Source organism: Dyadobacter sp. 32 (assembly GCF_902506755.1).
GTDB lineage: Bacteria > Bacteroidota > Bacteroidia > Cytophagales > Spirosomataceae > Dyadobacter.
This window is the reverse complement of sequence record NZ_LR735258.1, coordinates 2,251,912-2,278,676: the sequence shown is the minus strand read 5'-3', so window position 1 is coordinate 2,278,676 and position 26,765 is coordinate 2,251,912. Positions and strand designations below refer to the sequence as shown.

Here is a 26,765-nt window from a genome sequence, read left to right as displayed (position 1 = left end):
TCAGAGATCTTTTTTAAGCATTTTAAAACTCCACAGAATACTGATGAGCGATATGCCGGCTAGCCAAAGAATGCCCGGGAAAATCGACGTTCTGTCGGCGGAAGCTTGCATAAACCTAAATTGTGGAGCTTTGCTGAAATCATTCTGCGTCAGGTTATTATCGGCAAATAGTTTCGGATAATAAAAGGAGACGAGCTGCGCGTGAAAGTTTTTGACAGCATGGTAAAATTGCTGGAAAGATTGCAGGTCTGATCCGGCGATTGCATCGAACATGTTTTGCGCATTCACAGCAGGATTTATAAAATCGATGTGCCGTGCGAGCCCTTCGCGTACCTGTACCTGATTCTGATATCGGCGCACCATTTCGGCGGATTTTTGGTCATTTAATTCTGTGTAGGCTGCAAACCCTTTTGTAATAAGATCTGATTTATACGTCTTGCTGCCGAAATCCAGTTCCGGTCGCTGTTTGAGATATTCCCGGATTACTTTCTTCTGATTCTCGTCGTTTTCTTCGTCAAACACGCCTGTGCGCCGGCTAATGCCTGATAGCACCGATGTGTTTAGCGGCATGGCCACACTGATCAGAATATTCAAAACGGCAGGGATTATTATCAGAAACGTGAGCCAGGCACCCATGCCGGCCATGGCATTGAATGAAGAATTTTTATTCAGGGCAATGATAATGAACAAAATAGCGAACCAAAATACAAGGTAAGCGGTCACTACGGCCAGCCATGCGATGATATTTCTCAGATCTGGACCAGGCCGGATTCCGGATGCTGCAAAACCTGCGAAACTAAGCAAGAGGGCCAGTGCGAAAATGATCAGGAAATAAAACAACAGTCTGTAGATAATAATACGATGTACGGGCGCTGCCTGGGATTTAAGTAATGCGAGGAGCCCACGGTCCTTATCAGCAGACAGCAGGCTATAACAAAAGGCAATAATCAGCAGCGGGAACAGGTAAACAAAGACAAAAGAAAGGTCGAAGTTGCCAATCAGCAGTTTTTGAGGGTTGGCAATTTCATTCTGGAAGAGCTGATAGTAAATGCTCATCGCAGTTAACTTGTAATAATAAGTCTGTATATCCCTCTGTCCCAGAGACAGCGCGGAGAGTGCAGAGGGAGGGAAAACAGCCGCGTAGAACTGCCGGTGCCATACAAAACGAGTTACCGCAGCAAGCTGCCATAGCCGTTTGCCGTCCGCGGTGGTGGTGTCTGCTTTAAAGCCCTGTTGAATACGCGCCCGTTCCTGTTTGTCCTGCTGGTGGACTGAAACAATTGCTTTTTTCTGCTTGGCAATCTCGCTACAACCATAGAAGATGGAATACGATCCAAGTAAAAAAACGAGAAGCAGCATCACTATCTGAAATTTATTTCTGATAAAGCTCAGCCATTCGTAATAAAAAACGTGTGCAAGCATGGACATTATAAAACAGATTTGTTTATGAAATAAGTGAGCAGTATAGCTGTACCTAATGTCCAGGTTAGCAAGGCGGCCAGTTCGAAAAGTACTTTCGACAGCGAGCGTGAAATAGATGGTATCTGAAAGTTGAAATCTTTTATCGACTCCCATAAATCCCGCCTTGCTTTATATTCATAAAACTCCCCTGTGCGGGAGTTATCCCTGTAATTGCCATTCATTTGCCGTACAAGGTCGCGCCGATAGGTTTCAGCTTCGTTCTGGAAATCTGTGTAGGTGTAGAAATCGGTAGACGACAAGGCCATGGAAATGTTCCGGATGGCCGTGAAAGGGTTGATCAGGCTGCTATATGTGCTTACCTTATTTTGTAGAGAGAGCATATGCAATAACTGTCCGGCGTGTTTATCGTGTACCGAATTGCTAAAATCTTCGTAAACCTGTGCATATGCGCCCTCATAATTGATCGGCAGTTGTGAGATGGAGTCAACGTTATACTGTTTTAGAAGCCTGGCCGTGAAATTTAAAATAAGGGTGTCTTTTCGGGGGTTGCGTTCGATCTGTCGGCCGATGTCATCACTGATTGCCTTTTCATAATCGGCTAGTGTGGGCAGTAAAAATATATTGCTGGCGATATTGGCAGAAGTTTTCGGAATTAGAATTGTAAATAATATCCAGGCTGACAACAACACAAGAAGGGCGTTTCTTGAGGTGCGTGAATAGGATGATACCCAGACTGAAAGCCCGATAAAGATAAAAAAGTAGGCAGAGTAGCAGGCTATCAGCACAAGCAGCCGCCACAGGGTATCCGCAGTGAAAACAAGCCCCGGCTGAAGAAAAATACCCAGCATTAAAATACTGATAACGGGAAGCAGAATGCAGAATACAATCATGCTATATGCCGTGATTTTGCCCCACGCCAGCGCACGCATGGATACGCCCTGTGCCGCCAGAATCCGTATTGTTCCGTTTTCATTTTCTTGCGTAAAAGCCGAGAAGCACAGGAAAATAATCAGCAGAGGGATCAGAAACTCAAGTACCAAAGCAATGGATAGTTCGCCGAAGCGGATCATGGCCCCGAAATCCTGTGCCGGGCGGAACATAAACTCATGCTGGTAATGCGCCTCTAAGTAGATGGATGACCCAGTGTAGGAATCCAACCCAAAATCGAAAAAGCTCAGGCCGGTTTTTGGCTTGAATACAAAAGTGCCGTAATGAGCCGCAATGTGCGGGTGTTTATCGCCCTGATTAAGCCATTGTTCCCGTTTTTCTAATCTGGCCTTATCTATCTGCTCTTTCTGAGACTTGTAATTCAGGTAACCGCCCACGCCGGCTATCATGAGCAGGGTAATGATTATTAGTCCGGTTACGATAACCTGGCTGTTCTTAAACGCAATAAGCAGCTCTTTTTTGGTGATAATTAATGCGTATTTCATGAACGGAATACTTTTTGCTTAAGCCTTGCTTACGGTGGCTCTGAATGAATAGGCGCTTTGCAGGTAAAGCTTAGCGATGCATGTGCTGTAAATAAAGCTTTTCAAGATTTTCAAAACTGATATCCTCAGTCCGGAAGGAATCAAGCAAAACGCCCTGCTTCATAATACCGATATGTGTACCTGTTTCTTTGGAGCGGAAAAGATCATGGGTTGCCATCAGTGTGGCAACGCCAAGCGCTTTCATTTTGAGCAGCAGCTCTGAGAACTCATTGCTGGCTTTCGGGTCGAGGCCCGACGTGGGCTCGTCCAATAGCAGGATTTTTGCATTTTTTGCGATGGCCAGGGCGATTCCAACCTTTTGGCGCATCCCTTTTGAATAAGTAGAAACACGTTTTGTGAAAAAATCAGGCTGTAAACCCGCCTGATGTAGAAATCCCTCAAGTTCATCCTTTCTCAATTTCTTGTCTGACAAGCCGCAAAAGAAATCCAAATTCTCCAGTCCGCTTAGCGATGGGTAGAGCATCAGATTTTCGGGAATATAGGTCAGATATTTTTTGGTGGCCAGGGGATCGGCCTTAACATCAATTTCATTGATGTATGCCGCGCCTGATGTGGGTTCAATGAAGTTGAGAAAAAGGTTGATGGTGGTGGATTTTCCTGCCCCGTTTGCTCCCAACAGGCAAAATATTTCGCCCGGATTGACTGCTAAATTTAGATTATTGAGCGCTTGGTGGTTGCTGTAACTTTTGCTTAGTTCGACTGCTTTTAACATGCTGTTGGGTAGGTTTGGAATAAAGCGGGCAGCAGTATGCAGGATGAACTGCATACTCCGCTCAGGGGTGGCACTTTGTTACTGATTATTAAGGGTAAATGCATTGCACGCCCCGGAGGCCAGATCAAATTCTTTCTTCACACTGCCGTTGCTAATCTGGTAAGAATAGATCGAATTCGCACTGGCTGTTCCGGCCACATTCAAATAGATCTTGTCGTTTTCCCATTTGGTCATGAATGCGCTGTTGCCTTTTAACAGGGGAATGCTTGTAGAGATATTGCCGGAACTGGTTTTGTTCACCAGGTTTATTTTGTGGTACTGGCCGGCCGGGTCCCCGCTATCAAATGGGTAGGCGGCTGCCTTGGTATAGCTTACGGTGAACGTTTGATCGTGCCCAAAGTGGAACAAGCCAATACATGGGCCGCCGGTGGTAGTCGACAGGTTAAAGAAATACGAAGCATCGAACGTTGTTTCATTGTTTTTAATCCTTAACACCCCGCTTGGTTTTCCATTATTCGCATAGCCCATGAGATAAATATCCTCGCCTGCATCTTTGATCATGACATTTGGAGAAAAGGAGGATACCGTGCCGCCGTTCCACATCTGGCTGCTGCGATCGTCAGAAATCAACTTGACAAACGTATCAGTGCTCCGATCTATAACAGCGACAAATACTTTGTCTTCCAGGTTATTAAAGCCCGCATCCTGGTAGTTTACACCCATAAAAATGTTTTTGCCCCGCTGAACCAGTCCAAGGTAATACACCTCGGTGGCGCCGGCTTTGTTCAGGCCGCTCAGATCCAGCTCTTTGGTAACCTGCATATTGGATGGATTGAATTTTACAAGTTTCGGAGTAACCCCGAACGCGGATACTGTAGCGTAAGCTTCGGTTTCACTTATAAAAAGTGCGGCGCCAATGGTGTTAAGCCCGGGTATCGCGAACGAGCCGATTTCCTGCGGCTTGCCTTTGGCATCAAAACTATATTTTCGAAGTGTAGTGGGTGCGCCGAAATTATTCTGGTAAATATGATTACCATATTGGTAGATAAAAGCAGAACTGGCGGATTCGAGGGCATTACTGGTTCCGACCGTACCCGTCGGAAATTCCTTCGTGCTAAATAGGTAGCTTGTCTGGTTCGGGTAGGCACCTCCAGTTACGCTCAACACATAATTCGCTGCTGCGGTCACATCATCGTCGTCGTCCTTGCAGGCCTGGGTACCTAGTAATAAAATGGCGCAGATAATAAGTAAAAAGTTGGTTTTCATATTTCTAACTGTTGTTTTTTGGGTTTTTGGATAGGTAAATTCTTGTTTTGAAACTGAATGAGCGGCCGGGCAACTGTACGTTGAAGTTGTCGTATGTTTTTTGATTGCTGAGGTTGTAACTTTCTAGCGTGAAGGTCAACCTGCTGCGGGTAGTCACCGAGATCCCTGCATTCTGAAGAAACTGGGTTGGGATGCGATTTTTAAGGTCACGGTCGCCATCTATTGCCCAATACAAAAAATACTGGTTGGTGTAATTCCCGTTGAGCCAGACCTGCGCTTTGGTGCCCTTCCAAATAAAGTTTTGCAGCCCCCAGGTGATACCGGCATTAGCCATCAAATATGGAATGTTGGGCACTCTGGCGTTGTAGTACAGGTCGTTGTTATACGTGGGGTCTATCGATCCTTTGTTTCTCAGATCCTGGTAAGTGCCATTGATATTGAAAATCAGTGATGGCGTTAAACGATAGTTGAGGGAGGCTTCCACCCCGCTTACTGTGGCCATGTTAAGGTTTCTGCTGGTCCCGCTGCCGCGGGTATCGGTCTGCAGGAATATCATGTCTGATACATCCTTAAAAAAGGCGCTTAATTCTACATCAGCTTTATCCGAGCTTAGCAGCAGGTTTAAATTGATGTTGTTGCTCTTTTCCGGCTTTAAAGCTGGATTAGCGCGGATAAGCATCAAATTGCCAAAGGTTTCTTCCACATCCGGCAGGCGAATTGCGCGTTCATAGGAGGCTTTCAGAAGGATGGTTTTGCTGAGTGGGTAGGTGACAGCCAGGTTGTATGAGATATTATTTATATTTTGAGCAGATTTAATATGACTTTCATCCATGAGTTCGTAACTGCTCATGGCCGCATAGAAATGTTTTACAGATGCGCTCGCTTTGAGCTTATCATCCAGGAAAACCGACTCAATACCCAACCCGCCTACATTTTTAATCATGGTAGAGGGCATGCTATAGAAATCAATCCCCGCATTGGCGTTCAGCGCCAGCGTATCCTTCCCGCTCCGCCTATAGTGTTGAAATGTATTAGCCAGCGATATTTTAGTGACCTCATTCAGCCGCCACCCCAACACCAATTTCTCGTTAAAAATATTGGTGTAAATGTGCAGGTATTTAGCTGGCCCATATTCAGCTTCGCCGGGTCTGAGCCTTCTGTCGAATACTCTGCCGTCCCATACATATACATTTCTGGAAGTATCAACATTCAGTCCGTTGATCCTGTTGAGGGAAGTTTGGCTGGATAAGCTCAGTTTCTCGGCCAACAGGTTTTTCTGATATTTCAGCTGGGCATTGTAGAGATTTTCGCGATAAAATGCTTTGCCATAAGGCTGGGTCATGAGCAGGTTGTTCTGAAGCTGACGGTCAAGCGCGCTTTGACTGAAGGTCAGGATCAACTGATCTGCCCATCGCTGATTCAGCAGGCCGGCTTCGGCTTTAACGAGATAATTCTGATACCTGTCATGAAAACGCCTCACATCGTTAATTTCCGGATTGTAGTTTTCGTTTGGTATTCCTACACGTACTTTATAGTTATTTTTAGAGTAGCCGCCAGAAGCCTGGAGGCTGGTGTAAAAGTTGTTGGAAAGGTATTTTTTGCCAAGAATATTTAGTCTGTGCGTGTTGAATGAGCCCAGCGCGTAGGATGCATCAAAGTATTGCTTCCGGTCTTTTCGAGTGATGATATTAATTGCTCCCCCCAGTGCATCGCTGCCCAAATCGACAGGTAGCACACCTTTATAAACCTCTATCCGTTCAATCAGCTCAACTGGAAGATTATTCACACCCTGAGTCTCTCCCAAATTATCCAGCGGGATACCATCCAAAAAAAACTTGATCTGCTTGCCTGTGCTGCCGTTTATAAAAAAATCGACACGGGAGCCATAGCCGCCATCCTGCTTTACCTTAATGCCGGAGGATTGTTTCAGCAACTGGACCGTGGTAATGTTTGAATTGTAAAATGGCTTTACATCTACAATGGATAGATTACCGGGCGCTTCTTTTAAAAACTTGATCGTACTGCCCGAAACGGTTACTTCATTTAATACTTGGACAGAATCCAGTTTCGACTTGACAGGGTCTGTTTTAGTCTGGCCAATCAAGCGAAGAGGAAGCAGGTATATAAATACCAGCATTGTAATTCTCATTTGATGAATAAAACATTTTGTGAGTAATGACCAGGGCACGATTGGAAACGGTGGTGGATACACGGCCCGAAGCAAGTAATGATTGTTAACCGACCCGGCGGCCGACGTACTCATGCCGGTTACAGTGGTAGTCAAGGGATAAGTCCGCTTTTTCATGATGCTCCCAACAAGCATGGTGATCGTGCTATGCAGGGCCCGGACTCGTTTGATGAAGAGCGGGTCTGCGCAATTTTGGCCTGTAAACATTTTCGTGAACACTGAGATTTTCTTATTTGCAACGAAGTTGCAACAAAAAAAAGATATTTGCAACGTGGTTGCAGGATTGATAGCACATTTGTGCCTCAAAGCAACAATTGCTTTCGGAAGTTGCTCATGGCGCCTGAAATTCATCGGCCAAAATGCAAGACTAGCTCTTGGGATGTCGTGGATTTCTGGCTCGCATCTGATGGGATACGATCACATTAGCTATTTAATATTTGCAATGTTTGATGACGTGCAAAGGCTGTCAAGCTGTTGTCAAAGTGAAAATAAAGTGTCGTCCACTGAGGTTTGATGCCTGGTTCAATCCAACTCCTTTATAAAGTATTCCCAGGCGGCTTTCGCGACGTCTGCAATGATTTTTTCGTTGGCCCCGGCGTTCTCTTTCGAATCGGTTACGAAAACCGAGATGTAGAAATGGCGGCCATTGGGCAGGAAAACAATCCCCATGTCATTTACGGCCGCGGTTAAACCTTCCTTGTTTGTTCCAGACGAGCCGGTTTTGTGAGCGACAATGGTTTTCTCAGGAAGCTTCCCTCTCAGTCTTGCTTTGCCGGTCTGTGTTCCCTTCATCACCTGCCAGAGAAAGTCATAGCTTTTGGGGGAAAGTAAGGCTTGTTTGTTGATGAAAAATTTTTGCAGCACCGCTACGCTAGCCTTCGGCGTTGTCCAGTTTTGAAATTGCAAATCCCAATTCGATTGCTGGGTTTGTTCGTTTATCACGATGGAAACGTCGTTAATTGCATTTCCCTTGATATACTTCTCCACTACTTGGGGGCCGCCAAGTAGTTTCAGTAACAAATCGCATCCGACATTGTCACTCTGCGAGACCGTATAATCCAGGATTTCCGACATTTTCAGCGCGGCGCCATTTGGATATTTGTCGCGGATCGGGCTATACAGGTCGGGTATCAGGTCCGCCTTTTCTATTGTAACTTTTTGATCCAATGAGAATTTACCCTGATCGATCTGAGAAAGCATTGCCAATGCGATATGGTATTTGAATACGCTTTGCAAAGGAAAGCGCCTGCTTCCGTGAATGGATAAAGTATCATCCCCATCATCGGAAACAAGGCAAACCCCAACGGTCGCATTTTTCGATGCTACAATCTCTTGTATGTGTTTACGTAACGGTTCCGTGTTTTGGGCTGAAACTTTACAGGATAAGAGTAGCAATAAGGCAACTGACAAACGAAATGCTTTTAGCATAATATATGATTCAAGTTTAAGATCCTGAGTGTCTCAATTACGGCTTTACTATTTTTCAGGCGCGGTACAACATTGATCGTCCGCGCATTGGCAATACTTTTTATTGTACAAATGGAGCAGGGTTAAACGTATTGCCGGGATATAGATCATCTCCTCCGGCAAGCGGATCCCCTCCAATTTTTCATTAAATATAAGGAAAGCCGGGGCAATCCAGGTTGTGTAAAGGGCATATTTCATCCATTGCTTGGAAGATTTTCTCGCTGACCATACAACGGCGAATAATGAAACGACGAACAGCGCCACATCGATCATGCCCCACCAGGCCGGGCCTTCATCGTGGTTTGCCGCTACACCGGCGCTTTGACTCGCAAATGCGGCATAAGGCATTCGTTGAGCAACGAAAAGTAGATTGAAGACAGGCAAGTAAGCAGCTAAAGTACCCATATAGGAAACTTTTGTTAAATGTGATTTCTTGTACTTTTGATAGTCATTCGTTTATCACTTTGCAGATCAATTACAGCCTTGCCGGCCGCGCCGCATTGAAGAGCAGTACCGGCTGTAATCCTAAAATTTGAAGCTTAATGTCAGCGTAGCATTACGTGGCGCACCGGGAAACAGGCGAAGATAGTTCTGTGCCCCCAGCCAGTAGGTTTTATCAAATAGGTTAAGGGCATTGAGCGCAAGCAGCGATTTGCTTAAATGAAAAGATCGACGTAGCGATTAAATAGTTTCCAGGTATAGCTGCTGTAATTGAACTGCATCAATATCCTTCGCATTGAGTGTATGTATCAGCCTGCCCTGACGCATAATGCCAATGGTTGCTCCTACATTTACCGCATTAAAAATATCATGGGTCGCCATCATTACGGTTTTACCTTTCATGCCCAGGGTTCGTACGATCTGCGTAAATTCGTTGGTTGCTTTCGGGTCCAGGCCGGACGTGGGTTCATCCATGAATATAACATCTGCATTTTTTGCCAGAGCAATAGCGATTCCTACTTTCTGACGCATTCCTTTACTAAAAGTGCCCACTCGCTTGGAATTAGCCTCTGGTTGTAGTCCGGCCTGAAAAAGATGATGCTCCAATTCCTGCCTGCTATATTTAAATCCAGCGAGTTTGCTGAAATAATCCAGATTTTCAGCAGCAGATAAATTACCATACAACATAACAACTTCCGGAATATAGGAGATGAATTTCTTGGTGGAATTATCTCCGGACTTTATCAATATATCATTGATGAAGGCTTCTCCTTCTGTTGCCTCGATGAAACCAAGGAAAAGGTTGATCGTAGTGGTTTTGCCCGCTCCGTTCTGTCCGAGCAGGCAGAAGATCTCTCCTTGTTTTAAAGTAAGATCCAGATGGTCCAGGGCTGTTACTCCATTGTATTTTTTTGTAAGATTCTTTGCCTGTATGCGGTTCATGAAAATCAAGTTTAAGATCTGAAGTTAAAGTTTACGGGTCTTTAGGTAAGCGGCTGAGCTTAATAGCAATATCCATAAAAAAAGAGGGGTAACAACCTTGAGTAAAGCTATAAACGAAAACGATGGCGGATGAAAAGTAAATTTCGGAAATTGAAGAAACTGCTCCCGACTAAATTTCTTTTCTGATAGCTTATAGGAGAATATAAAGTGACGTCTTTGTCTCTGATATTCCTTTACGGCTTTGGTGAACGCTAACTGGTCTGGGATCTCTGCAGCTGCAATATGATTGAGACTTGTCAATGCTGTAAATGCCGGATTAATTGGGTTAAAGAGCAATGCCATCTGATAGGATTGATTCATTTTCTGGTCAAGCTTTTCACCTATTTTGTTTTTCTGTATCTGAGAGAGTTCCATGTACGCCATAAAGCGCGTCTCTGAACTATCTTTTACCGGATATGCCCGGCTATCAAATTGCGGGGCAACTTTATGGAATTGCGCAATCGTTTCGCGAAACGGAAGTTTCCAGATATCATTGTCACCATCCCGGTCAGCTGAGATTAACTCCAGGGATTCCGGGTCATCCTCTTTTTGGGATATTATATAGTTGATAGCAGAAGGTATGAAAAGCAAAAAAAGTATCCAGAAGCTGATCAGGATCACAGCATTAAAACTACTTGTTAAATTAAGGGATGCTATGAAATAGACCAATGCAAACCAAAATCCGATGTAGAGAAAATTTGTCAGTATCCAGCCAAGCATTAGTTGCCAGCTAAGTGCTATACCCCCATTCAAAATAAAGCCACACACGCTCAACAGAACAATACAGACTGAGAGCAGCGCAAATCGGAAAAGGATTTTGTAAAACAGAATTGCATTAATCGAGACGGCATGTATTTTAAGCAGACTGAAGGTGTGCGTGTCTTTTTCCGAAGATAGTACGCTGAAGCCAAAAGCAATAATAAAAAGAGGGAAGAGGTAAATGATCACAAAGGCCAGATCAAAATTTCCCGCAAGCAGCACGCTTGGATTTCTTATTTCCTGTAATTTGCTGGTATAGATGTTGTTAAGGATGTAAACATTGAAGTAATATGGAAAAACATCTTTTTGTCCGATAGAGAGCGCAGCAAAGGGCGATATTGGATTGTAGACCGTTTTCTGCATACGATAGTCTGAAAGATAAGCATCGTTGGAAAACATATAATCTTGTTTCCCGGTAAAGGTCAGCGTATCAACGTTGGCATACAATGCTAAGTGTCTTTGTACACGGCCTGCTTCGGTCGTGTCTATGCTGTTAAGAACATTTTGTTGCCTGACTGCAAAGGACCGCCCATAAAACAGACTATAAAAGCCGCTTGAAAGAAGCGCCATCAAGCCGAAAATTAAGAATTTATTACGTGTTAGCAGAAGCCACTCGTGTTCAAATATTATCTTCCACATAATAGAGTAAGTAATGATAGTTTAGGTGAGACCTATAAGATGTCTAGTCTGGGAGCCGCCCAGTGCACCAGAAGAAATGTGGCAAAAATCCAGAAAATGAATGCACTCAACTCCCATTTGTAATAGCATAAAGTTTCCTGAAAGGTTGGGGGAGAATAGGTGAAATCGTTTATTTTCTGCCAGTAATCTTTATCGACAGACCAATCCCAGTCACCGGTCCGGGATCCTCCGTAGGCCATGTCATCATTGAGTTTCTTAATCAGAAATCGCCGGTAATTTTCTGCCTGATCCAAAAAACGGAAATGATGAAAAATATCCGTTCCGGCCAAAGCCATAGACAAGTGCTGTACTGTCAATGCCGGATCAAGCACTGCTGTCAGGTTCGTATAGCGGTCCTGTGCCCGGATTGCATCTCTGAGGCTGGCAAACTGCTTGTCATAGACAACATTGTGATACTGTTCGTCTGCCTGCATAATGATACCGTCTGCGTTTACAGGAAGATTTTCTATCGAATCAACTTTGTAATGAAGCAGTAGCGAATCCTTAATACGCTGCGAACGCTTATCCCTTGGATCGTGCCCGTTGATACCTTGCCTGTTAGCTTCGGATATCTGTTTGTCAAAACTGAGTTTGGAAGGCAGTGATACAAGTTGTTCACCTAGATTGGCTGAGAATTTTGGTATAATAACAGCCAGCAGAAGCCATAGTGAAAGTATGGTCACTAAGGCACTGGCAGACGATTGGGTTTTGGCTGATAACAGTACGGTCAGGGCGATAAGCAGGAAATAATATGCTGCATAAATGCCCAGTAGCGCGACAGTTCTTATTAGAAGATCTGCGCTTTGCTGAGATACATCATTGAAACTAATGATGGAGATAAATATCAGAGTGATAAATAACAGGACAGCAAATGCAAGCACGGTAAAGCCTAGAATTTTACCCCAGATTATTTGTCGGACAGACAGGCCCTGAGCCACAAGCAGCTTGAGTGTGCCTTGCTGCCGTTCGCTGACCATGGTTCTATGAACAACAAAAAAGATCAGCAAAGGCAAAATGATCTGAAGAAGAAGTGAAAAAGAGAGCTCGCCGAACCTGATTAACGAAGAAGCTTTTTGGCTTGGTGCAAATTGTATATCATTCTGCTGATGCCCCTCAAGCTGCAGACTCACGCCCACATATTTTTCAATTCCAGGGTCTATAATGGTCAGAAAAGAATGCGGTTTAAATACGAAATGACCGTAATGCGCAGCGCTATGGGGATTGACCTGCCCCTGCGATAAAAACTGTTTACGCATAAGCTCGCTGGAATGCTGTCTCTTGTGAGATGTATCTTCGTACCGACTATAGCCTGTAAGGATACAAAAAAGACCAACTCCAAGAATCAACCCTGCCAACCAACCGCTGCCCTGGGTACGAAGGGTCAGGCGGATTTCATTTAGCGAAATTTGAAAAACTTTTGACATTGCTAGCGCGTTCAGACTGCTTTACAAGCAGGGGAGATTATTATTTGAAAGAGGCAGACAGTGTGACCAGGAAATTTCTGGGCATACCTGGTGCGTAATCAGAGTAATTTCCACTTACCGCATAGACCTTGCCTCCAAGATTATTGCCATTAACCTGTATCCCGTAATTTTTATACTTGTAGCCAATCACCGCATCCAGGGTTGTATAGGATGGAAGAGATCCGTAGGAAGCCTTGCGTTGTCCTACGTAATTTACCCCAAATCCCAGATTCAAGCCTTTGAGAGCCGATTTGGTAGCATTGTAAGAAAGCCAGCCGTTAGCCAGGTGGTAAGGCACATTGCGAAAAGTGGTCCCCAGATCTGTTGGTTCGTTGCTTTTGGTAATCCGTGTGTCGTTATGGCTGTAATTGGCAATAATGAAAAGGTTATCTGTGATATTTCCGGTCAGTCCTAATTCAATTCCTTTACTTCTGACCTGCTGCAATGGGAGGTAGCCATACCCATCCGGAAGTGATTCGTCTTCATAATAGGTCAGTACATTTTTCTTGTCAATCTGGTAAATTGAAAGGGTTGGATGCAACCGGTTTTTTAGGTAGTCACCTTTAATGCCAGCTTCAAACTGGTGAGAGGTTTCCGGGTCAAAAGGGCCTCCGAACCTTCGTTCGTTGCTATACTGAGGGATAAAACCACGGTTGTAATCAAAGTATAGACTTGTTGATTCTACCGGCTGAAATACGATACCAGCCCTGGGCGTGAAAGACTCGGTACGGGAAGGTTTTTCATCGTATAATGCTGATCCGTCACTGTCATTAATGGCAAGATAACGCATAAAGTAGTTATTGTAACGCAGACCGATCAATGCCTTTAACTTTGAGGTGAATTCGATCTGATCCTGCAGATAACCGGCAACAGTATTGTAGGTAAATAGTTCATTTCTGGTGTCCAGCCATACTTCGGCATCCGAATAATTGAATGGAGCGTAATCGGGTCTTAAGACATTTAGAGAAGTGGCTGCGTATTGTTGTATGCCATTAGGATACTTGCTTCGTCTTAATGTTACATCGATACCGGTAGCGATCTTATTCTTGATTTTTCCTACATAGAACGTTCCGTTCATGTAAGGGTTTATCGTTGTTGTAGGCGAGGTGAGTTTTTGTCTGGTAAAGGATCCGCCGACTTCATTGGTTTGCGGATCAATACTCCATACTCCATATTGCTTAATATCCGCACTGCTACGGCTGTATCCAAACAGCAAATTGCCTGTCCAGTTGCTGTTAAAATCGTGGGTAAAGACTGATTGGAGCTGATATGAATTTCCTTTGTATCCCGAATCTTCTCTGTCTGTTGTAAAGTTTTCAGGCAGGCTGAACAAACGCGGGTCGTCGCTGTAGACGGGAATTGTCGGCTGCCAGTTACTGGTTGATCGGTCGCGGGTGTAGTTCCCGTTGATCTGCCAGGAAGTCTTCGGACCCAATTCCCACTTCAGGGAACCATAGAGCTGAAGGTTTTCATTGTCAAAATTTTTGGTAAACCTACCGCCATTCTGATACGCAGCCCCTGCCAGAAAATATAAGGATTTACTTTTATTGATGCTACCTGTCAGATCACCCTTTGCGCGGTAAAGATCAAAAGTTCCGCCACTGACCGAAGCGTTTACAACAGATTGTTTCTTTGGCTGCTTGGTAACCAGATTGACTGTACCGCCCAGCGCGCCCTGTCCGTACAGAATAGCTGACGCTCCGTGTAATACTTCAATGCGTTCGATGTTTCCCAGCAGGGGAATCACCCCTTCGGGATAAGGGCTTCCCTTCATGCCATTTGTTAGAAACTGGTTTGCATTGGTTTCAAAACCTCGCATGCTGATTGATCCCGATGCAGACATGTTTACTCCTGCGACATTCCTTAATGCCTGATCAACCGTAAAGAGCTGCTGTTCCTCAATCGTATTACGTTCTACAACCTGAACACTTTGTGGAAGATCTCTTATTAAAGTGTTCGTTCTGGTAAGTGAGCTGGAACTGTTTGTTACAGATCTTCCAGTGCTTATCAATACTTCCTGCAAAGTATTGTCAGATGGATTCAGACGTAAAAGAACAATTACCGGTTTTCCCGAAACAATTAGATTTTGTTTTTGAGCTGACAGTCCTACCCCCGAAGCCTGGAGTGTATAGCTGCCGTCAGGAATATTTTTCAAAATAAAATTCCCGGAAGAATTGGTGGCGGTTTGCAAGCTTGTATTTACAAGTGAAATATTTATACCCGGTAATTCCTGACCTAGGTGATCAAGAATCTGACCACCTATAGATCCTGTGTTCTGTGCATACGCTTTATTGAAAACTAGAAAAAGAAAAAGAATGTAAAGGTTTTTTTTCATGATTGAGAGTGTTTAGAAGACTATGACTGTCCGTGCTTGATTTATTTTAAAATCTATGTATTCAAAGCGAGTTTGCTATATGTTCAATATTGTTGCAATATGCCTGGCTCACTACATAGTAAGCCCCCCAGTTCCTACTCAGATAATGGTTTGTTGGAGTCTTTACAACTTGGCGTGGCAATCCCTAATAATTTGACTGAGGTTCAGTGATTGGGATAGGCTTTTCTTACTCAAGGACTTTGATGCAACTTTGTTGCAAGTTAGTATATAAATATATTTTTGCAACTATGATGCAAGAATATTTTGGAGCTGTACCCGAAATGGGAATCATTATTTGCAACCGCTAGTAAGTTAAATAGATTAGGTTGATATCAGGGAGCCCTAACCTTTTCTGAATCATAATGATCTAGTTAACCTTCAATCTTATAAAATATTTCTTTTTAATTTCTTGGATTGTTCCGAGCAGCAGCTGATCAAATAAATGAACGATTTCGGCTGTCGGGAATACTACATGTAAGGCTTGTCGGTAAGATGCGTCAATGGACCATGAGATTGGTAAGGAAAATAAAATCAGCTTATCCGCCATTAGGTGCATTGATCGCCAGACCTATGCAAGTTTGAACCCCGGAGATGGTACAGCGATCAGTACTTTTTTTATTCAGGCAATCCATATTTAAAGCCAGAAATGGGCTGGCTATTTTCTTCCGGTTACACTTTCAAAGATAAGTATGTGGTGACTGTCAGTTATGGCAGGCACACTGTTTACATCTCACGAAAGATGGAGGTTGAAACCGGCACTAACGCCATTATAAGCCAGAGCGCTAATTTTAGCAAGATGCAGCGTTTTGATATACTCACTTCCGTTTCCTTATTTGCATTCTGGTAAATGCAGCTCACAGCACTGTAATCCTAAAATTTGAAGCTTAATGTCAGCGTCACATTACGTGGCGCACCGGGAAACAGGCGAAGATAGTTCTGTGCCCCCAGCCAATATGTTTTGTCAAATAGATTACCAGCGTTAAGCGCTAGCTGGATATTGCTTATGGCCGGCGTGTAATACAGGGCTGCATCAAAAATGGTGAATGCCGGTACTTCAAAGCTGCGCGTAAACCAGGGCACTTTACTTCCCTGGTGCTGCACGGCAATCCCGATCCCCAGATCTTTCAAAAATGATGAACCGTTAAAATTATAGCGCGTCCAAAGGTTAGCGCTATGCTTTGGTGTGTTTTGCTTCCGTGCACCGACCAGGCTTTCGTCCTGGTCACGGGTGATCTCTGCGTCGATGAAACTGTACGAGGCATTCACCTGCCACTCGGGCGTAATGTATCCAGCCAAATCCCACTCGATCCCGCGGCTGCGCTCCTGTCCCCGCGTTACGAGCCGGTCGGGGTTCACAGGATCATTCGCGTTCATGAGTATATTTTTCTGGATGATCTCGTAAAAAGCCACGTTTAAACGTAGATGATTTTGAAATAGATCCGTTTTTAGCCCCAATTCTTTCAGGTTGCTTCTTAAAGGGTCAAACTGACTACCGGCTGGCAATGTGCCTGTCTGCGGCATCAAGGTGACTGTGTTGGATTGCGGCTGAAAACCTTCCAGGTAGGTCCCGTACACATTGATGGCCTTGTTGATCGCATAAGTCAAACCGACCCTGGGAAGCAGCGCGTTTTTGTGTACAGTCAACGTATTGGGCGCTTTGTAGTTGGTAATATCCTCAAACCATTCATTGCGTAAACTCAGCAGCACAGTCAGTTTTCCCATTCGGAGTTGCTCCTGGATATAAACCGCATTTGTCGTAGTCAGCGCAGCTGGAAGTGCTGTCCTTACGTTCAGGTTGTAATCTTGCACGTTGCGGATGGTGTACAATGGATTTTGAAGATCAAAATGATTTACGTTGGGTCTTGGAAGCGTTTTGCCACCTACCGTAATTGTCTGATAATTGGCCGCATTGGCAAGCACAAACGAACTTGCCACAGAGCCGTCTTTCAATAAAAAACCTCTTGCTGCGTTTTGCCCGCCGCCTTTGAGCTTATGCCAGCTGCTCAGATCATAGCCTGCCAGTAGTTTGTGGTTTAGCTTTCCCGTGTTAAAGTTGAAGCTGAAATACGCATTCAAATTGTCGATGTTCCAATACTGCTGACGCTGCACAAATTGCATTGCTGCAAGACTTGTAACTGGCTGATTCGTAATGTCCGGGGCAAAGGCATTGGTTGTGCGGTGTTCCTGCAAATCCTCTGTCCAGGACTGCTTCATGTAGGATGCGTTGAAGCTGATCTGCGAAGTCAACTGGTGCGCCAGGGTCGTCATGATGACCAATTCCTTTGAGTTGAAAAAATCGTTGGGTGCACCCAGGTTCAGGCTGGTGGGTGTACTGTTAAGTGCAGTTTCACCGGCAACCGCCCCGAAGATAGGTTGGCCCCGGTCCAGGGTGCCGCTCATGTTACTATAAATCAATTCTGCATTAATAGCAGTCTTCTCGTTGGGTATGTAGCTCAGAGAAGGAGAGAGCAACAGCGCTTTACTACCAACCATGTCCCGGAACGAGCGAGCTTGCTGATAAGCGCCATTCACGCGGTAAAGCAGTGTTTTAGACTCGTTGAGCGGGCCGGTAAAATCCAATGTCCCACGAAATGTGCTGAAACTACCCGCGCTTAGACTGGCTTCCTTACGCGCATTGGCCAGCGGCTTTTTGGTAACCAGGTTTATGCTGCCGCCGGGATCTACGGATGAAAATGTCGCACTTGCCGGCCCTTTAATTACTTCCACACGCTCAATATTGGCCGTCAACGGCTGCAAAAAATAATACTGCCGGGTGCGCATCCCATTGATGATCTGCCCTTCCTCGTTCTGGCTGATACCCCGGATCGAATACTGGTTGTAGAAACTGGATGGAATCACCCCACTGGCAATTTTGACGGCATCGGCCAGGTTGAATGCCTGCCGGTCTGCGATCAGCTCCTTGGTAATGGAAGTGATAGACTGGGGAATGTCTTTATTTAACGCCGAGATCCGGGTTGCAGAAAAAGAGTAGTCACTATTGTAATCTTTGGCCACGCGTCCCGTCACTTCCACGGTTTGCAGCTGATTTGCCTGGGGGACCAGCTCGATTTTTAAAAATTGCTCCCCAGCTACTAATCGCAGCGGTTTGTAGCCTACTGCGCTGACTTGAATGCTACCCTTGCCTTCCAGCAAAAAGCTGCCCGTTGAGTCGGTAAGGGTTCCTGCGGCTGATCCGGTTAGTGTCACGCTGGCACCAGCAATTTTGGCTCCCGTGGACCCATCGGAAACCAAGCCAGAGATGGTGTTTTGGGCGCTAACATGAAGCGCCATCAGTAATAGAAAGAAGATAAAGATCCTGGTCATAGTAAGCTTGGGATGGGCATAATTAGGTTTAAACAGTTTTTAAGTAAAGACTTTCAAGCTCGTTGGCCGAAATCATGCTGGCATCAATCACAGATTCGAGATTGCCCTCCTTCATAATCCCGATCCGGCTGGCCACCTCTTTGGCCCTGAAAATATCATGGGTTGCCATCAGGATCGCTGTTCCATTTGCCGCCAGTGTCTTGATGATCTGAGAAAATTCATTGGATGCTTTGGGATCAAGTCCGCTGGTGGGCTCATCAAGGAGCAGCACTTTTGCTTTTTTAGCGACCGCGATGGCGATACCTACTTTTTGCCGCATTCCCTTTGAATACCCGGCCAGTCTTTGATCAAAGGCCTGGGCTTGCAGGCCGGCCGTTGTAAGCAGTCCGCCCAGCTCCTTCTTTGAATAATCAAAACCAGCCAGTGAAGAGAAGTATTCCAGGTTTTCCATCCCTGTCAGGTTCGGGTAGAGTATCACCGTCTCAGGTATATAGGCCAGGTACTTTTTAATCTCCTGGGGATTTTCAGCAACCGAGATTCCATTAATGGACGCGCTACCTTCGGTGGGCTCAATGAAACCTAAAAACAGATTGATGGTCGTAGTTTTTCCGGCACCGTTTTGGCCCAGCAGTGCAAAAATTTCACCTGGCTGAATGTTCAGGTTCAGCTTATTTAAGGCGGTATGGCTGCTATAGCGTTTGGTAAGGTTTTTAGCTTCAAGCATTTTGAATGTCTTTTATTTTTATGAAATTTCTTTTGAACAAGATCAGGGCAGCTATTAATGAACCTGCTGCCCAGATCAGGATCGCAATCATCCCGCCCCTGACGGGTTCTTGCATGTATTGGTTAGGCCGATAAGCCGGGTATCCAGCCCAGTTGATGCTTTCAGTGGGCGTGTCTTCAAAAATGAAAGGGTAGAAGTACTCCCGGATCTGCCGGTGGTGAGCTTTTACCGATTGCAGGTAACGGATGTGGCTGCTAAGGTCTGTATTGGCGACTTTGTTCAATGACTGCTGCGCCGCAATCACAGGATTGAAGCTGGCAATGCGCTCTGAAAGCGTTTGTCTTAGCGTTAACTTTTCAAAAAGCTTTTCCGAAGAGTTAGTAGATTCCAGATCTCCTGAAAACTGCATGGCATAATACCAGCCCGGAGAGTACTTGTCTTCCGGTATTGGGTATTTGCGGTACTGTGGATACACAGCATAGAACTTTTCCATCGTAGGCTTTTTAGGCTGATCCCATTTGGCGTGATACCCTTCCCGCTGGCGGATGGCCGTTTCAGCTGCTTCGGGCACGGGTATGCTGTTGTTGACAGCAATATTGGCCACACCCGGAAAAAGGATAGCCAAAAAGATCCAGATGCACACCAGCGTAGTTGCATTGAATGAAGAACTTTTGCCGAAAGCAATGATTAGAACTGAAACCGTAAACCAGAACAGCACATAAAGTAACACCACGAGCAGCAGCTGAAACGTGGGCTGCGAGAATGGGAGCTTCAACGCAATGACTGCTGCTAAAAAGACCAGCAACGTCGTTACCAGAATTACTGCCAAACGAACCAGCAGTTTACCGGCAATGGCGGCACCGATGCTATCACTGGTAGTCCGGACGATTTTCCAGACACCATTTTCCTGTTCTTCGGAAAGCACATTATAAGTAAATGCAATGATCAACAGTGGGAAAAGGAATATGAAAACAAAGGATGCATCCAGGTTGCCAACCAGTAGGGTGAGCGGGTTGGTGAGCTCCGAATCATAGAGCTGGCCCTCAATAGCTAGCATTTTCACCTTCAATGTGAAGGGGTTCACATCCCGTTGCCCGATCGAGAATTTTGCCCAGGGCGATGCAGGGTTGGTCGTGTAAAAGAAAGGATAATAGGCTGTAGTGCCGACCATTTTTCCTGTTCCGTGTTCAACAATTTCTTGCAAATGGTGTTTCTGCACGCCAGGCACTGATGCTATGATTTTCTGCTGTCGGCCGATTACCTGGTTACCATGGTAAAAGCTGTACAAACCAAAAAGCAGCAGGCTAATCGCCCCGATCAGCACGGTTTTTCCCAGTAGGAAATTTTTGATTTCCAGCAATAGGACTTTCATATTTATTTTCATAATTGGTAAGCTCGTTTGGAGGAAACATAGGTCAATGCGCCAAATCCCGCTAAAACCCACGCAAGCAGCGCAGTCAGACTCAAACCGCCGGCAGTCAGGTTTTGGTTGATGGTTAAAGGCTGGAAGGCAAAGTCACGTTGCTCCTGCCAGTTTTTAGCGCTAACCTTTTGCTTGCTATCATTCTGATATTTGATCTGGGTCAAATGGATCTCATTGAGCCTTTTAGTTTTCTCAAAACGGTATTTTTCGGTCTGTTTTTGAAATGCTGTGAAACTATCAAAGTCGGTACCTGAAAGGTTCATGGAGATGTTTCGGATCGCCATATACGGGTCGATAAAGCCCAGTACCGAGGATATAGCGTTTTGCGATTTGTAAATGCTGATCAGCCGATCAAAATGTTTGTTGAAGATGTTGGACGATATGTTTTCACCTTCCTGCATCACCAGGGCGCCGTAGTTGACAGGCAAAGCTGAAATGGAATCGACGCCATATTTTTTTAATGTATTGGCTTTCAAACCCGCGAAGTAGGGATCGTCGGGATTATGGCTGTCACCCTGTTTGCTCACATCTTGCTCAATAGCCTGCTCAAAAGCGATTTTGTCCGGAGCTTCATATAGACTGCCGCCGAGCGTCTGGGCAGTTTTGGGAATGACAATGAAGAACAGCATCCAGATCAGCACGAGGACCATCAATGCATTTTTGGAAGATTTGCTTACTGCCGATACAGCGACTACCAGTATCGTAATGATCAGAAAATAGAGCGCGTACAAAAATGTCAGCAACGCAAGGCGCAATAAGGTTTCTCCACTGATTTCACCCGTGATAAGCAGGTTGCCAGCGATCAGGCTAACCAGTAGTAAGGGTAGAAACGATGCCCAGACGACAGCTGTTAGCCCGGCCGTTTTGCCGACCAGAATATCCAGGTAGGACGCCTTTTGGCAAAGCAGTATTTTGAGCACACCATTCTGTTTGAGCCCGGCAACGGTCTGAAAGCCAATAAAAATGATAAACAGTGGCACGAGCAGTTGTAGCACCATGGCCATGCTGAGCTCGCCAAACCGCAGCATTCCATTGGAAAAGCCTGCTTCGCTCATGTTAACCGTGTTTTGCCGGTGTGCTTCCAGAAACACGGAATTGCCCACGTAGCTGTCCAAGCCAAAATCAAAAAAGCTAAGTGGCGATTTTTCACGGAAAACCATGTAACCGTAATGGGCGACGCGGTGCGGGTGCCTGTTGGGCTGGCTCATCCATTGGTCGTGCACCTGCTGATGCGCGTTTTTTTGCTGATGGTTGAACTTGCTTACATACTGCCAGCCGGTAAAAGTGGCGAGTAAGGAAACAATCAGCAATACGGAAAAGAGTCCAAGAGGGATCTTACTACGGAAAATGGAAGCCCACTCCTGGCGGGCAATGATGGTAATGAATTTGAAATGCATTGTTTATATGTATTCGTCTATCGCAAGTACTGCACCAGATTCTCGGTGCAGTATGCTAAATGCAACCGCGTTGCAATTTAGATAGATTACTCTTTTGTTGCATCATGGTTGCAAGATAAATTTGCGGCGGGATTCGGTTACCAAATGGGGATTATGTAACCGCTTTGGTCTGTTTAGATATTCGGTGGTATTTCTGTACTCTATGATTCATCGATTTCTCTCTCCATTTGGTTCTTAAAATGGCTAATTTCGGTACTTTCAAATTACAGATTAGTAGTACATCAAAACAAATTACTGTATATTTCGAACTGGCACGTTAAACTGTACTATTTCGAATGGTGATTGATACATACGGGTTTCGAAGACCGAACAGAACCAGGACCTGCAATTTGATTCCCTCAAGAAAGCAGGTTGCAAGAAAATTTATCATGAAAAGATATCAGGAGCTTCGACACAGAGACCTGAATATATAAGGATGATTTCGGAGCTTAGAAAAGGGGATGTCATTGTTGTTTGGAGAATTGATCGCCTGGGTCGAACAACTTATGAGCTGATCAAGCTCATGGTAGAATTGAAAGAAATGGGGGTGGACTTCCGGAGTATTTCAGAGGGTATTGACACTTTCACCAAAATGGGTAGGCTCTGGTATATGCTGAGTTCAGTATTTGCTGAGAATGAGAGAGAGGTTTTGATGGAGCGTACTTTGGCGGGGATGGAAGCTGCACGCGCCCGCGGTAGAGTAGGAGGTAGGCCAAAAGGGTTGACTAAAAAATCGAAGGAGCTTGCAGGCTTGGCAGCGACCTTATATCAAAGCAAGAAATATACCACAATTCAGATTTGTGAACAATTGAAAATTGGTAGTAAAGCAACGCTTTATAATTACCTAAGGCATGAGGGAATTGAAATTGAAGGTTGGGTACGGCTTAGAGAGGTTGATAAAATTGATAATTGAAAAAAATGATGGAAAGTGAAGAATTCCAATAAGGGCAGATTTTAAAGTAAGTTTGTTTGTCAATGATATTAACACAATTGCAAATTAGTGGCTTTCAATCTTTTGGATTGAAAGCGACGACGATCAAATTTGAAGAGATGACTTTCTTGCTAGGCCCAAACGGATCAGGTAAAACAGCTGTCCTTCAGGCTCTGACTCGGTTATTTAGCTACGATCAATCGCTAAGGCGTATTAGACAAACTGATTTCAATATATCAATTGCTAATCACCCCGATGGGGAGAATGATGCTTATGCTCTTTGGATCGAGGCGACATTTGAATTTCCTGAATTAAAAAAAGCTAATGAAAAGTATGCTACGATACCTGTTCATTTTGCACACATGCAAATGGAAAGTAGTGATGATCTTCCTAAGATACGTTTTCGTCTGGCTGCAAATATGGACGAGAGTGGTGAAATTGAGGAATCATTCGTTTATGTGATTCAGGCCGATAGGAAGGGTAATCCAGTTAAAACTGTTCCGGTTCCTAAATTTGGTCGCAATGCAATTCAGGTGCATTATATACCAGCAAAGCGAGATCCCGGTGATCATATATCGTATGCAGCAAATTCACTTCTTGGGAGAGCACTACGCGCCGCGGATTGGAAAAATGAACGCCAGTCGGTGGTAGAATTAACGAGTAAAATTACCCAAGCAGTCGCCAGTAATATTGGAGTTCTCGGGATTGGCGAAAAATTAGGATCTAGCTGGCAGAGACTGCACAAAGGGACTTATTATGCTAACCCGACTCTGGGCTTTGATAGGAATGAAATTGAAAACCTTCTCCGTCACTTGACTGTTAGTTTTACCCCGGCGCACGGAATACCATTAGTGGATTTTTCACGCCTTAGTGATGGACAGCAGTCCCTCTTATATTTATCTCTTGTCTTAGCACTACAAAGCATCGGTAGTGATGTGCTGGCCAATAAGACCGAAGCTTTTGACGTTGATAAACTTCGACCTGCTGTTTTCACACTTGTCGCTATGGAAGAACCAGAAAACAGCTTGTCACCACATTATCTTGGGCGTGTAATAAAAGAATTAACGTCCTTTTCAAATAAAGTAGATGCACAGGCGGTCATTGCAACGCATGCACCTTCGTTACTTAAACGGGTAGCACCTGAACAAATTCGCTATCTCCGGCTAGACATTAATCGAAATACATTTGTCATGTCAATACTAATGCCTGAGAAGACTGATGAAGCATACAAATTTGTGCGTGAAGCTGTTCAAGCCTATCCAGAACTTTATTTTTCACGCCTAGTAATTTTGGGTGAAGGTGATAGTGAGGAGATTGTCATCCCCAAATTACTTGAAGTTGGAGGTTTACAAGCTGATGAAGTGTCCATCTCGGTTGTTCCACTTGGTGGGAGGCACGTAAACCACTTCTGGCGGTTGCTTAACGGACTAGGCATTCCGCAAATAACTTTACTAGATCTTGATCTGTCGCGCCATCAAGGCGGGTGGGGACGAGTCAAATATGCGATTCAACAATTATTGAAGTTCCCCACCACAAAAAGTTCTCTGAATGCGAGTCATTTAAGTGGTCTTCCTAAATGGAATGGAGCGGACCTAGTTTTGGAGTCTAAGCTTGGTATTGACTGGCTGAATTGGCTTGAAAAAGCTGGGGTCTTTTTTTCATCACCATTAGATATAGACTTTGCAATGCTACAATGCTTCTCCGAGGCTTATGGATTGGAAGATGATGAATTGGAAGAGCCTGATGAAGAGGTAATCAAGAAAGTGCTCGGTAATAGCCACGGTGATGTGCACCAGTATGAGGATAAAGAACTATTGTATTTCGATCCGTACTATGATCTCTTTAAACTTGGCAGTAAGCCGGCTACTCACTTGGACGCTCTTTCTAAACTCAGTCCAATCGAATTGAAAGAGGGAATGCCTGAAGTGTATGTTCGGCTCCTTGCACAGGTAAAGGAAAAACTTAATAGCCTACCTGAATGATTATACCTGATCGATGGCATCCAGCTGACAATTTACAACTCGAGCCAAATGCATTAATCGCCGCAAAAGAGATTAATCGGTGCCTGGCATTGACGGCAGGTCCTGGCGCCGGAAAAACGGAAATGCTTGCGCAACGTGCCGACTTTCTTCTTCGAACCGGTTCTTGCAGATATCCCCAACGAATTCTGGCAATCGCATTTAAGGTAGACGCTGCCAGTAATCTTAAGGACAGAGTTCGGCGTCGCTGCGGACCGGAACTTTCCGTTCGACTTGATAGCCATACATTTCACGCTTTTGCTAAAAGACTGATTGATCTTTTCCGGCCAGTGCTGACAGGTACAGATGGACTGGATTCAGATTACTCCATTGGAACTAACCGCGTTGAAAAACAACAGATTAGATTTGATGATTTAGTACCGTTGGCAATACAAATTCTAAAAAAAAGCGAGGTTGCCCGTAACGCAGTTCGTCAGACATATGGATATGTCTTTCTGGATGAATTTCAGGACTGTACGAATTTACAATATCAGTTGATCAAAGAGGCCTTTCACGGTTCAGGCATTCCGATTACAGCCGTGGGAGATACAAAACAACGTATAATGGGCTGGGCGGGAGCTCTTGAGGGTATTTTTCAGAAGTTTGCGGATGACTTTGGGGCAACCTCTCTTAATCTATATCAGAATTTTCGTGCGAAACCTATTTTGCGTCGACTACAAAATTCAATGATTAAAATTATGGATCCATCAGCTGCTTCCCCCGAATCTGATCTTGTTGGGCACGGAGGTATAATAGAGGTTATTCAATCAACTAATTGCCAAGAAGAAGCTAAGACTATCGCGGATCGAATTGATAACCTAATCTCCAATGGGATGTTCGCTTCAGAAATCGCTGTGCTCGTATCCCGACAGCCAGATTTATATACTCAAATGCTCACTTCCGTATTTCAGCTAAGAAAGATTCCGTTTCGTCATGAGCAGAGTATGCAAGATTTAAGTAGTGAGCCTGTTGCTCAGCTTATTGTTGATTTTTTGTGTGTTGTAATAGGGCAAGGTGAAGCAGATGCTTATGGTAGACTAATGAATCTCCTAATTTCGACGGGTATAGATGAAGATCTCGCGTATATTGAACGCGCTAGATGGCATCGCTTCATAGATAATACGCGGAATAATTTGACAAAGCCATTGACAATTAAGGCACTGCTGAATTTATCCCGGCAATTCATTTCAATGGTAGGAAAGGAAGTTCTTACTGGTCTCTCAGTTGACTATCAACAGGGTGCGCGCATGGATGAGATAATTAATCAAACCTACCATAAGTTGACCGAGTTATCCGAACGAAATCCGGATCCTTTAACTGCCTTGAAACATTTTTCAGATAAAAATGGCGTCCGAATAATGACTGTCCACAAAAGCAAAGGACTGGAATTTGATTGCGTGATTCTGCTTGGAGTTGAACAGGAGATGTTTTGGGGTAAAATTGATGAAGAACGTTCAGCCTTCTTCGTTGGAATATCTAGAGCCAAAGAGATTCTTATTTTGACTAATTCTAATTCCCGCCAGCAACCGTGTGGGTCAACAGGGCGTTGGAAGCAAGAGCGGACCATACACAATGAATTTTTAGGGTATGTAAAAAATATTCTAAAATGAACTTTCTCACACCAGAATCAACGGCTTGGGTATTTACTTTATCGAAAGCAAGTTG

General features: G+C 44.6%; 18 protein-coding genes and 1 pseudogene. 4 read left to right on the top strand and 15 right to left on the bottom strand.

All coding sequences use genetic code 11. The features are described from left to right. The 11 genes from DYADSP32_RS09070 to DYADSP32_RS09020 all read right to left on the bottom strand — a co-directional run bounded on the left by DYADSP32_RS09070 (position 1) and on the right by DYADSP32_RS09020 (position 15,205). Entirely contained in the window at positions 1–1,428 is a 1,428-nt protein-coding gene (locus tag DYADSP32_RS09070) for a DUF3526 domain-containing protein (protein ID WP_414617640.1), read from the bottom strand. Continuing rightward, complete coding sequence (locus DYADSP32_RS09065; protein WP_149243021.1) at positions 1,428–2,855, bottom strand: DUF3526 domain-containing protein; 1,428 nt, start codon at positions 2,853–2,855, stop codon at positions 1,428–1,430. Before DYADSP32_RS09065 ends, DYADSP32_RS09070 begins: the two co-directional genes overlap by 1 nt. A 70-nt stretch (positions 2,856–2,925) precedes the next feature. Further along, positions 2,926–3,627, bottom strand: coding sequence for an ABC transporter ATP-binding protein (locus DYADSP32_RS09060; RefSeq protein ID WP_149243022.1), 702 nt, complete (start codon positions 3,625–3,627; stop codon positions 2,926–2,928). 78 nt (positions 3,628–3,705) lie between these two features. Further along, positions 3,706–4,893 (bottom strand): DUF4374 domain-containing protein, encoded by a 1,188-nt coding sequence (locus tag DYADSP32_RS09055; protein WP_149243023.1) that lies wholly within the window; start codon positions 4,891–4,893, stop codon positions 3,706–3,708. A 4-nt stretch (positions 4,894–4,897) separates the two neighbouring features. Next, positions 4,898–7,288, bottom strand: coding sequence for a TonB-dependent receptor (locus DYADSP32_RS09050; RefSeq protein ID WP_414617639.1), 2,391 nt, complete (start codon positions 7,286–7,288; stop codon positions 4,898–4,900). Positions 7,289–7,603: 315 nt separating this feature from the next. Continuing rightward, a complete protein-coding gene (gene bla, locus DYADSP32_RS09045; RefSeq protein WP_149243025.1) occupies positions 7,604–8,509 on the bottom strand; it encodes a class A beta-lactamase, subclass A2 in 906 nt (301 codons plus the stop codon). A 48-nt stretch (positions 8,510–8,557) separates the two neighbouring features. Next, positions 8,558–8,953 carry a MerC family mercury resistance protein gene (locus DYADSP32_RS09040; RefSeq protein ID WP_149243026.1) on the bottom strand — a complete coding sequence of 132 codons (396 nt, stop codon included), beginning with the start codon at positions 8,951–8,953 and terminating at the stop codon, positions 8,558–8,560. A 276-nt stretch (positions 8,954–9,229) separates the two neighbouring features. Beyond that, complete coding sequence (locus DYADSP32_RS09035; protein WP_149243027.1) at positions 9,230–9,931, bottom strand: ABC transporter ATP-binding protein; 702 nt, start codon at positions 9,929–9,931, stop codon at positions 9,230–9,232. 24 nt (positions 9,932–9,955) lie between these two features. Continuing rightward, a complete protein-coding gene (locus DYADSP32_RS09030) occupies positions 9,956–11,368 on the bottom strand; it encodes an ABC transporter permease subunit (protein WP_149243028.1) in 1,413 nt (470 codons plus the stop codon). Positions 11,369–11,400: 32 nt separating this feature from the next. Next, positions 11,401–12,831 carry a DUF3526 domain-containing protein gene (locus DYADSP32_RS09025; RefSeq protein WP_149243029.1) on the bottom strand — a complete coding sequence of 477 codons (1,431 nt, stop codon included), beginning with the start codon at positions 12,829–12,831 and terminating at the stop codon, positions 11,401–11,403. 40 nt (positions 12,832–12,871) lie between these two features. Beyond that, positions 12,872–15,205: a TonB-dependent receptor gene (locus DYADSP32_RS09020; RefSeq protein WP_149243030.1), complete on the bottom strand. Its 2,334-nt coding sequence runs from the start codon at positions 15,203–15,205 to the stop codon at positions 12,872–12,874. Positions 15,206–15,827: 622 nt separating this feature from the next. On the opposite strand from DYADSP32_RS09020, the pseudogene DYADSP32_RS09015 reads away from it, so the two are divergent. Beyond that, a pseudogene (locus DYADSP32_RS09015) lies at positions 15,828–16,091 on the top strand (outer membrane beta-barrel protein); the annotation flags it as partial. 23 nt (positions 16,092–16,114) lie between these two features. Here DYADSP32_RS09015 and DYADSP32_RS09010 read toward each other — a convergent pair. Genes DYADSP32_RS09010 through DYADSP32_RS08995 form a run of 4 tightly spaced genes read right to left on the bottom strand, consistent with a single transcriptional unit; the run spans position 16,115 to position 22,112 of the window. Beyond that, the gene (locus tag DYADSP32_RS09010) at positions 16,115–18,568 is read right to left on the bottom strand and encodes a TonB-dependent siderophore receptor (RefSeq protein WP_149243032.1); all 2,454 of its coding nucleotides are present in this window, start codon (positions 18,566–18,568) and stop codon (positions 16,115–16,117) included. A gap of 28 nt (positions 18,569–18,596) precedes the next feature. After that, entirely contained in the window at positions 18,597–19,292 is a 696-nt protein-coding gene (locus DYADSP32_RS09005) for an ATP-binding cassette domain-containing protein (RefSeq protein WP_149243033.1), read from the bottom strand. Continuing rightward, a complete protein-coding gene (locus DYADSP32_RS09000) occupies positions 19,285–20,676 on the bottom strand; it encodes an ABC transporter permease (protein WP_149243034.1) in 1,392 nt (463 codons plus the stop codon). Before DYADSP32_RS09000 ends, DYADSP32_RS09005 begins: the two co-directional genes overlap by 8 nt. Further along, on the bottom strand, positions 20,673–22,112 hold the full coding sequence (locus tag DYADSP32_RS08995; protein ID WP_149243035.1) for an ABC transporter permease: 1,440 nt from the start codon (positions 22,110–22,112) through the stop codon (positions 20,673–20,675). Before DYADSP32_RS08995 ends, DYADSP32_RS09000 begins: the two co-directional genes overlap by 4 nt. Positions 22,113–22,461: 349 nt before the next feature. Between DYADSP32_RS08995 and DYADSP32_RS08990 the strand changes: the two genes are divergently transcribed. From DYADSP32_RS08990 to DYADSP32_RS08980, 3 genes are all read left to right on the top strand, one after another. Continuing rightward, entirely contained in the window at positions 22,462–23,064 is a 603-nt protein-coding gene (locus DYADSP32_RS08990) for a recombinase family protein (protein WP_149243036.1), read from the top strand. A gap of 62 nt (positions 23,065–23,126) precedes the next feature. Further along, positions 23,127–25,064: an AAA family ATPase gene (locus tag DYADSP32_RS08985; RefSeq protein ID WP_149243037.1), complete on the top strand. Its 1,938-nt coding sequence runs from the start codon at positions 23,127–23,129 to the stop codon at positions 25,062–25,064. After that, positions 25,061–26,710, top strand: a complete 1,650-nt coding sequence (locus DYADSP32_RS08980; RefSeq protein ID WP_149243038.1) for an ATP-dependent helicase — start codon at positions 25,061–25,063, stop codon at positions 26,708–26,710. The genes DYADSP32_RS08985 and DYADSP32_RS08980 overlap by 4 nt, the downstream gene beginning before the upstream one ends. Positions 26,711–26,765: the final 55 nt, after the last annotated feature.

Coding starts and splice junctions, on each gene's coding strand:
- DYADSP32_RS09070 (WP_414617640.1), bottom strand. CDS start 1,428: ATGTCCATGCTTGCACACGTTTTTTATTACGAATGGCTGAGCTTTATC.
- DYADSP32_RS09065 (WP_149243021.1), bottom strand. CDS start 2,855: ATGAAATACGCATTAATTATCACCAAAAAAGAGCTGCTTATTGCGTTT.
- DYADSP32_RS09060 (WP_149243022.1), bottom strand. CDS start 3,627: ATGTTAAAAGCAGTCGAACTAAGCAAAAGTTACAGCAACCACCAAGCG.
- DYADSP32_RS09055 (WP_149243023.1), bottom strand. CDS start 4,893: ATGAAAACCAACTTTTTACTTATTATCTGCGCCATTTTATTACTAGGT.
- DYADSP32_RS09050 (WP_414617639.1), bottom strand. CDS start 7,288: ATGTTTACAGGCCAAAATTGCGCAGACCCGCTCTTCATCAAACGAGTC.
- bla (WP_149243025.1), bottom strand. CDS start 8,509: ATGCTAAAAGCATTTCGTTTGTCAGTTGCCTTATTGCTACTCTTATCC.
- DYADSP32_RS09040 (WP_149243026.1), bottom strand. CDS start 8,953: ATGGGTACTTTAGCTGCTTACTTGCCTGTCTTCAATCTACTTTTCGTT.
- DYADSP32_RS09035 (WP_149243027.1), bottom strand. CDS start 9,931: ATGAACCGCATACAGGCAAAGAATCTTACAAAAAAATACAATGGAGTA.
- DYADSP32_RS09030 (WP_149243028.1), bottom strand. CDS start 11,368: ATGTGGAAGATAATATTTGAACACGAGTGGCTTCTGCTAACACGTAAT.
- DYADSP32_RS09025 (WP_149243029.1), bottom strand. CDS start 12,831: ATGTCAAAAGTTTTTCAAATTTCGCTAAATGAAATCCGCCTGACCCTT.
- DYADSP32_RS09020 (WP_149243030.1), bottom strand. CDS start 15,205: ATGAAAAAAAACCTTTACATTCTTTTTCTTTTTCTAGTTTTCAATAAA.
- DYADSP32_RS09010 (WP_149243032.1), bottom strand. CDS start 18,568: ATGACCAGGATCTTTATCTTCTTTCTATTACTGATGGCGCTTCATGTT.
- DYADSP32_RS09005 (WP_149243033.1), bottom strand. CDS start 19,292: ATGCTTGAAGCTAAAAACCTTACCAAACGCTATAGCAGCCATACCGCC.
- DYADSP32_RS09000 (WP_149243034.1), bottom strand. CDS start 20,676: ATGAAAATAAATATGAAAGTCCTATTGCTGGAAATCAAAAATTTCCTA.
- DYADSP32_RS08995 (WP_149243035.1), bottom strand. CDS start 22,112: ATGCATTTCAAATTCATTACCATCATTGCCCGCCAGGAGTGGGCTTCC.
- DYADSP32_RS08985 (WP_149243037.1), top strand. CDS start 23,127: ATGATATTAACACAATTGCAAATTAGTGGCTTTCAATCTTTTGGATTG.
- DYADSP32_RS08980 (WP_149243038.1), top strand. CDS start 25,061: ATGATTATACCTGATCGATGGCATCCAGCTGACAATTTACAACTCGAG.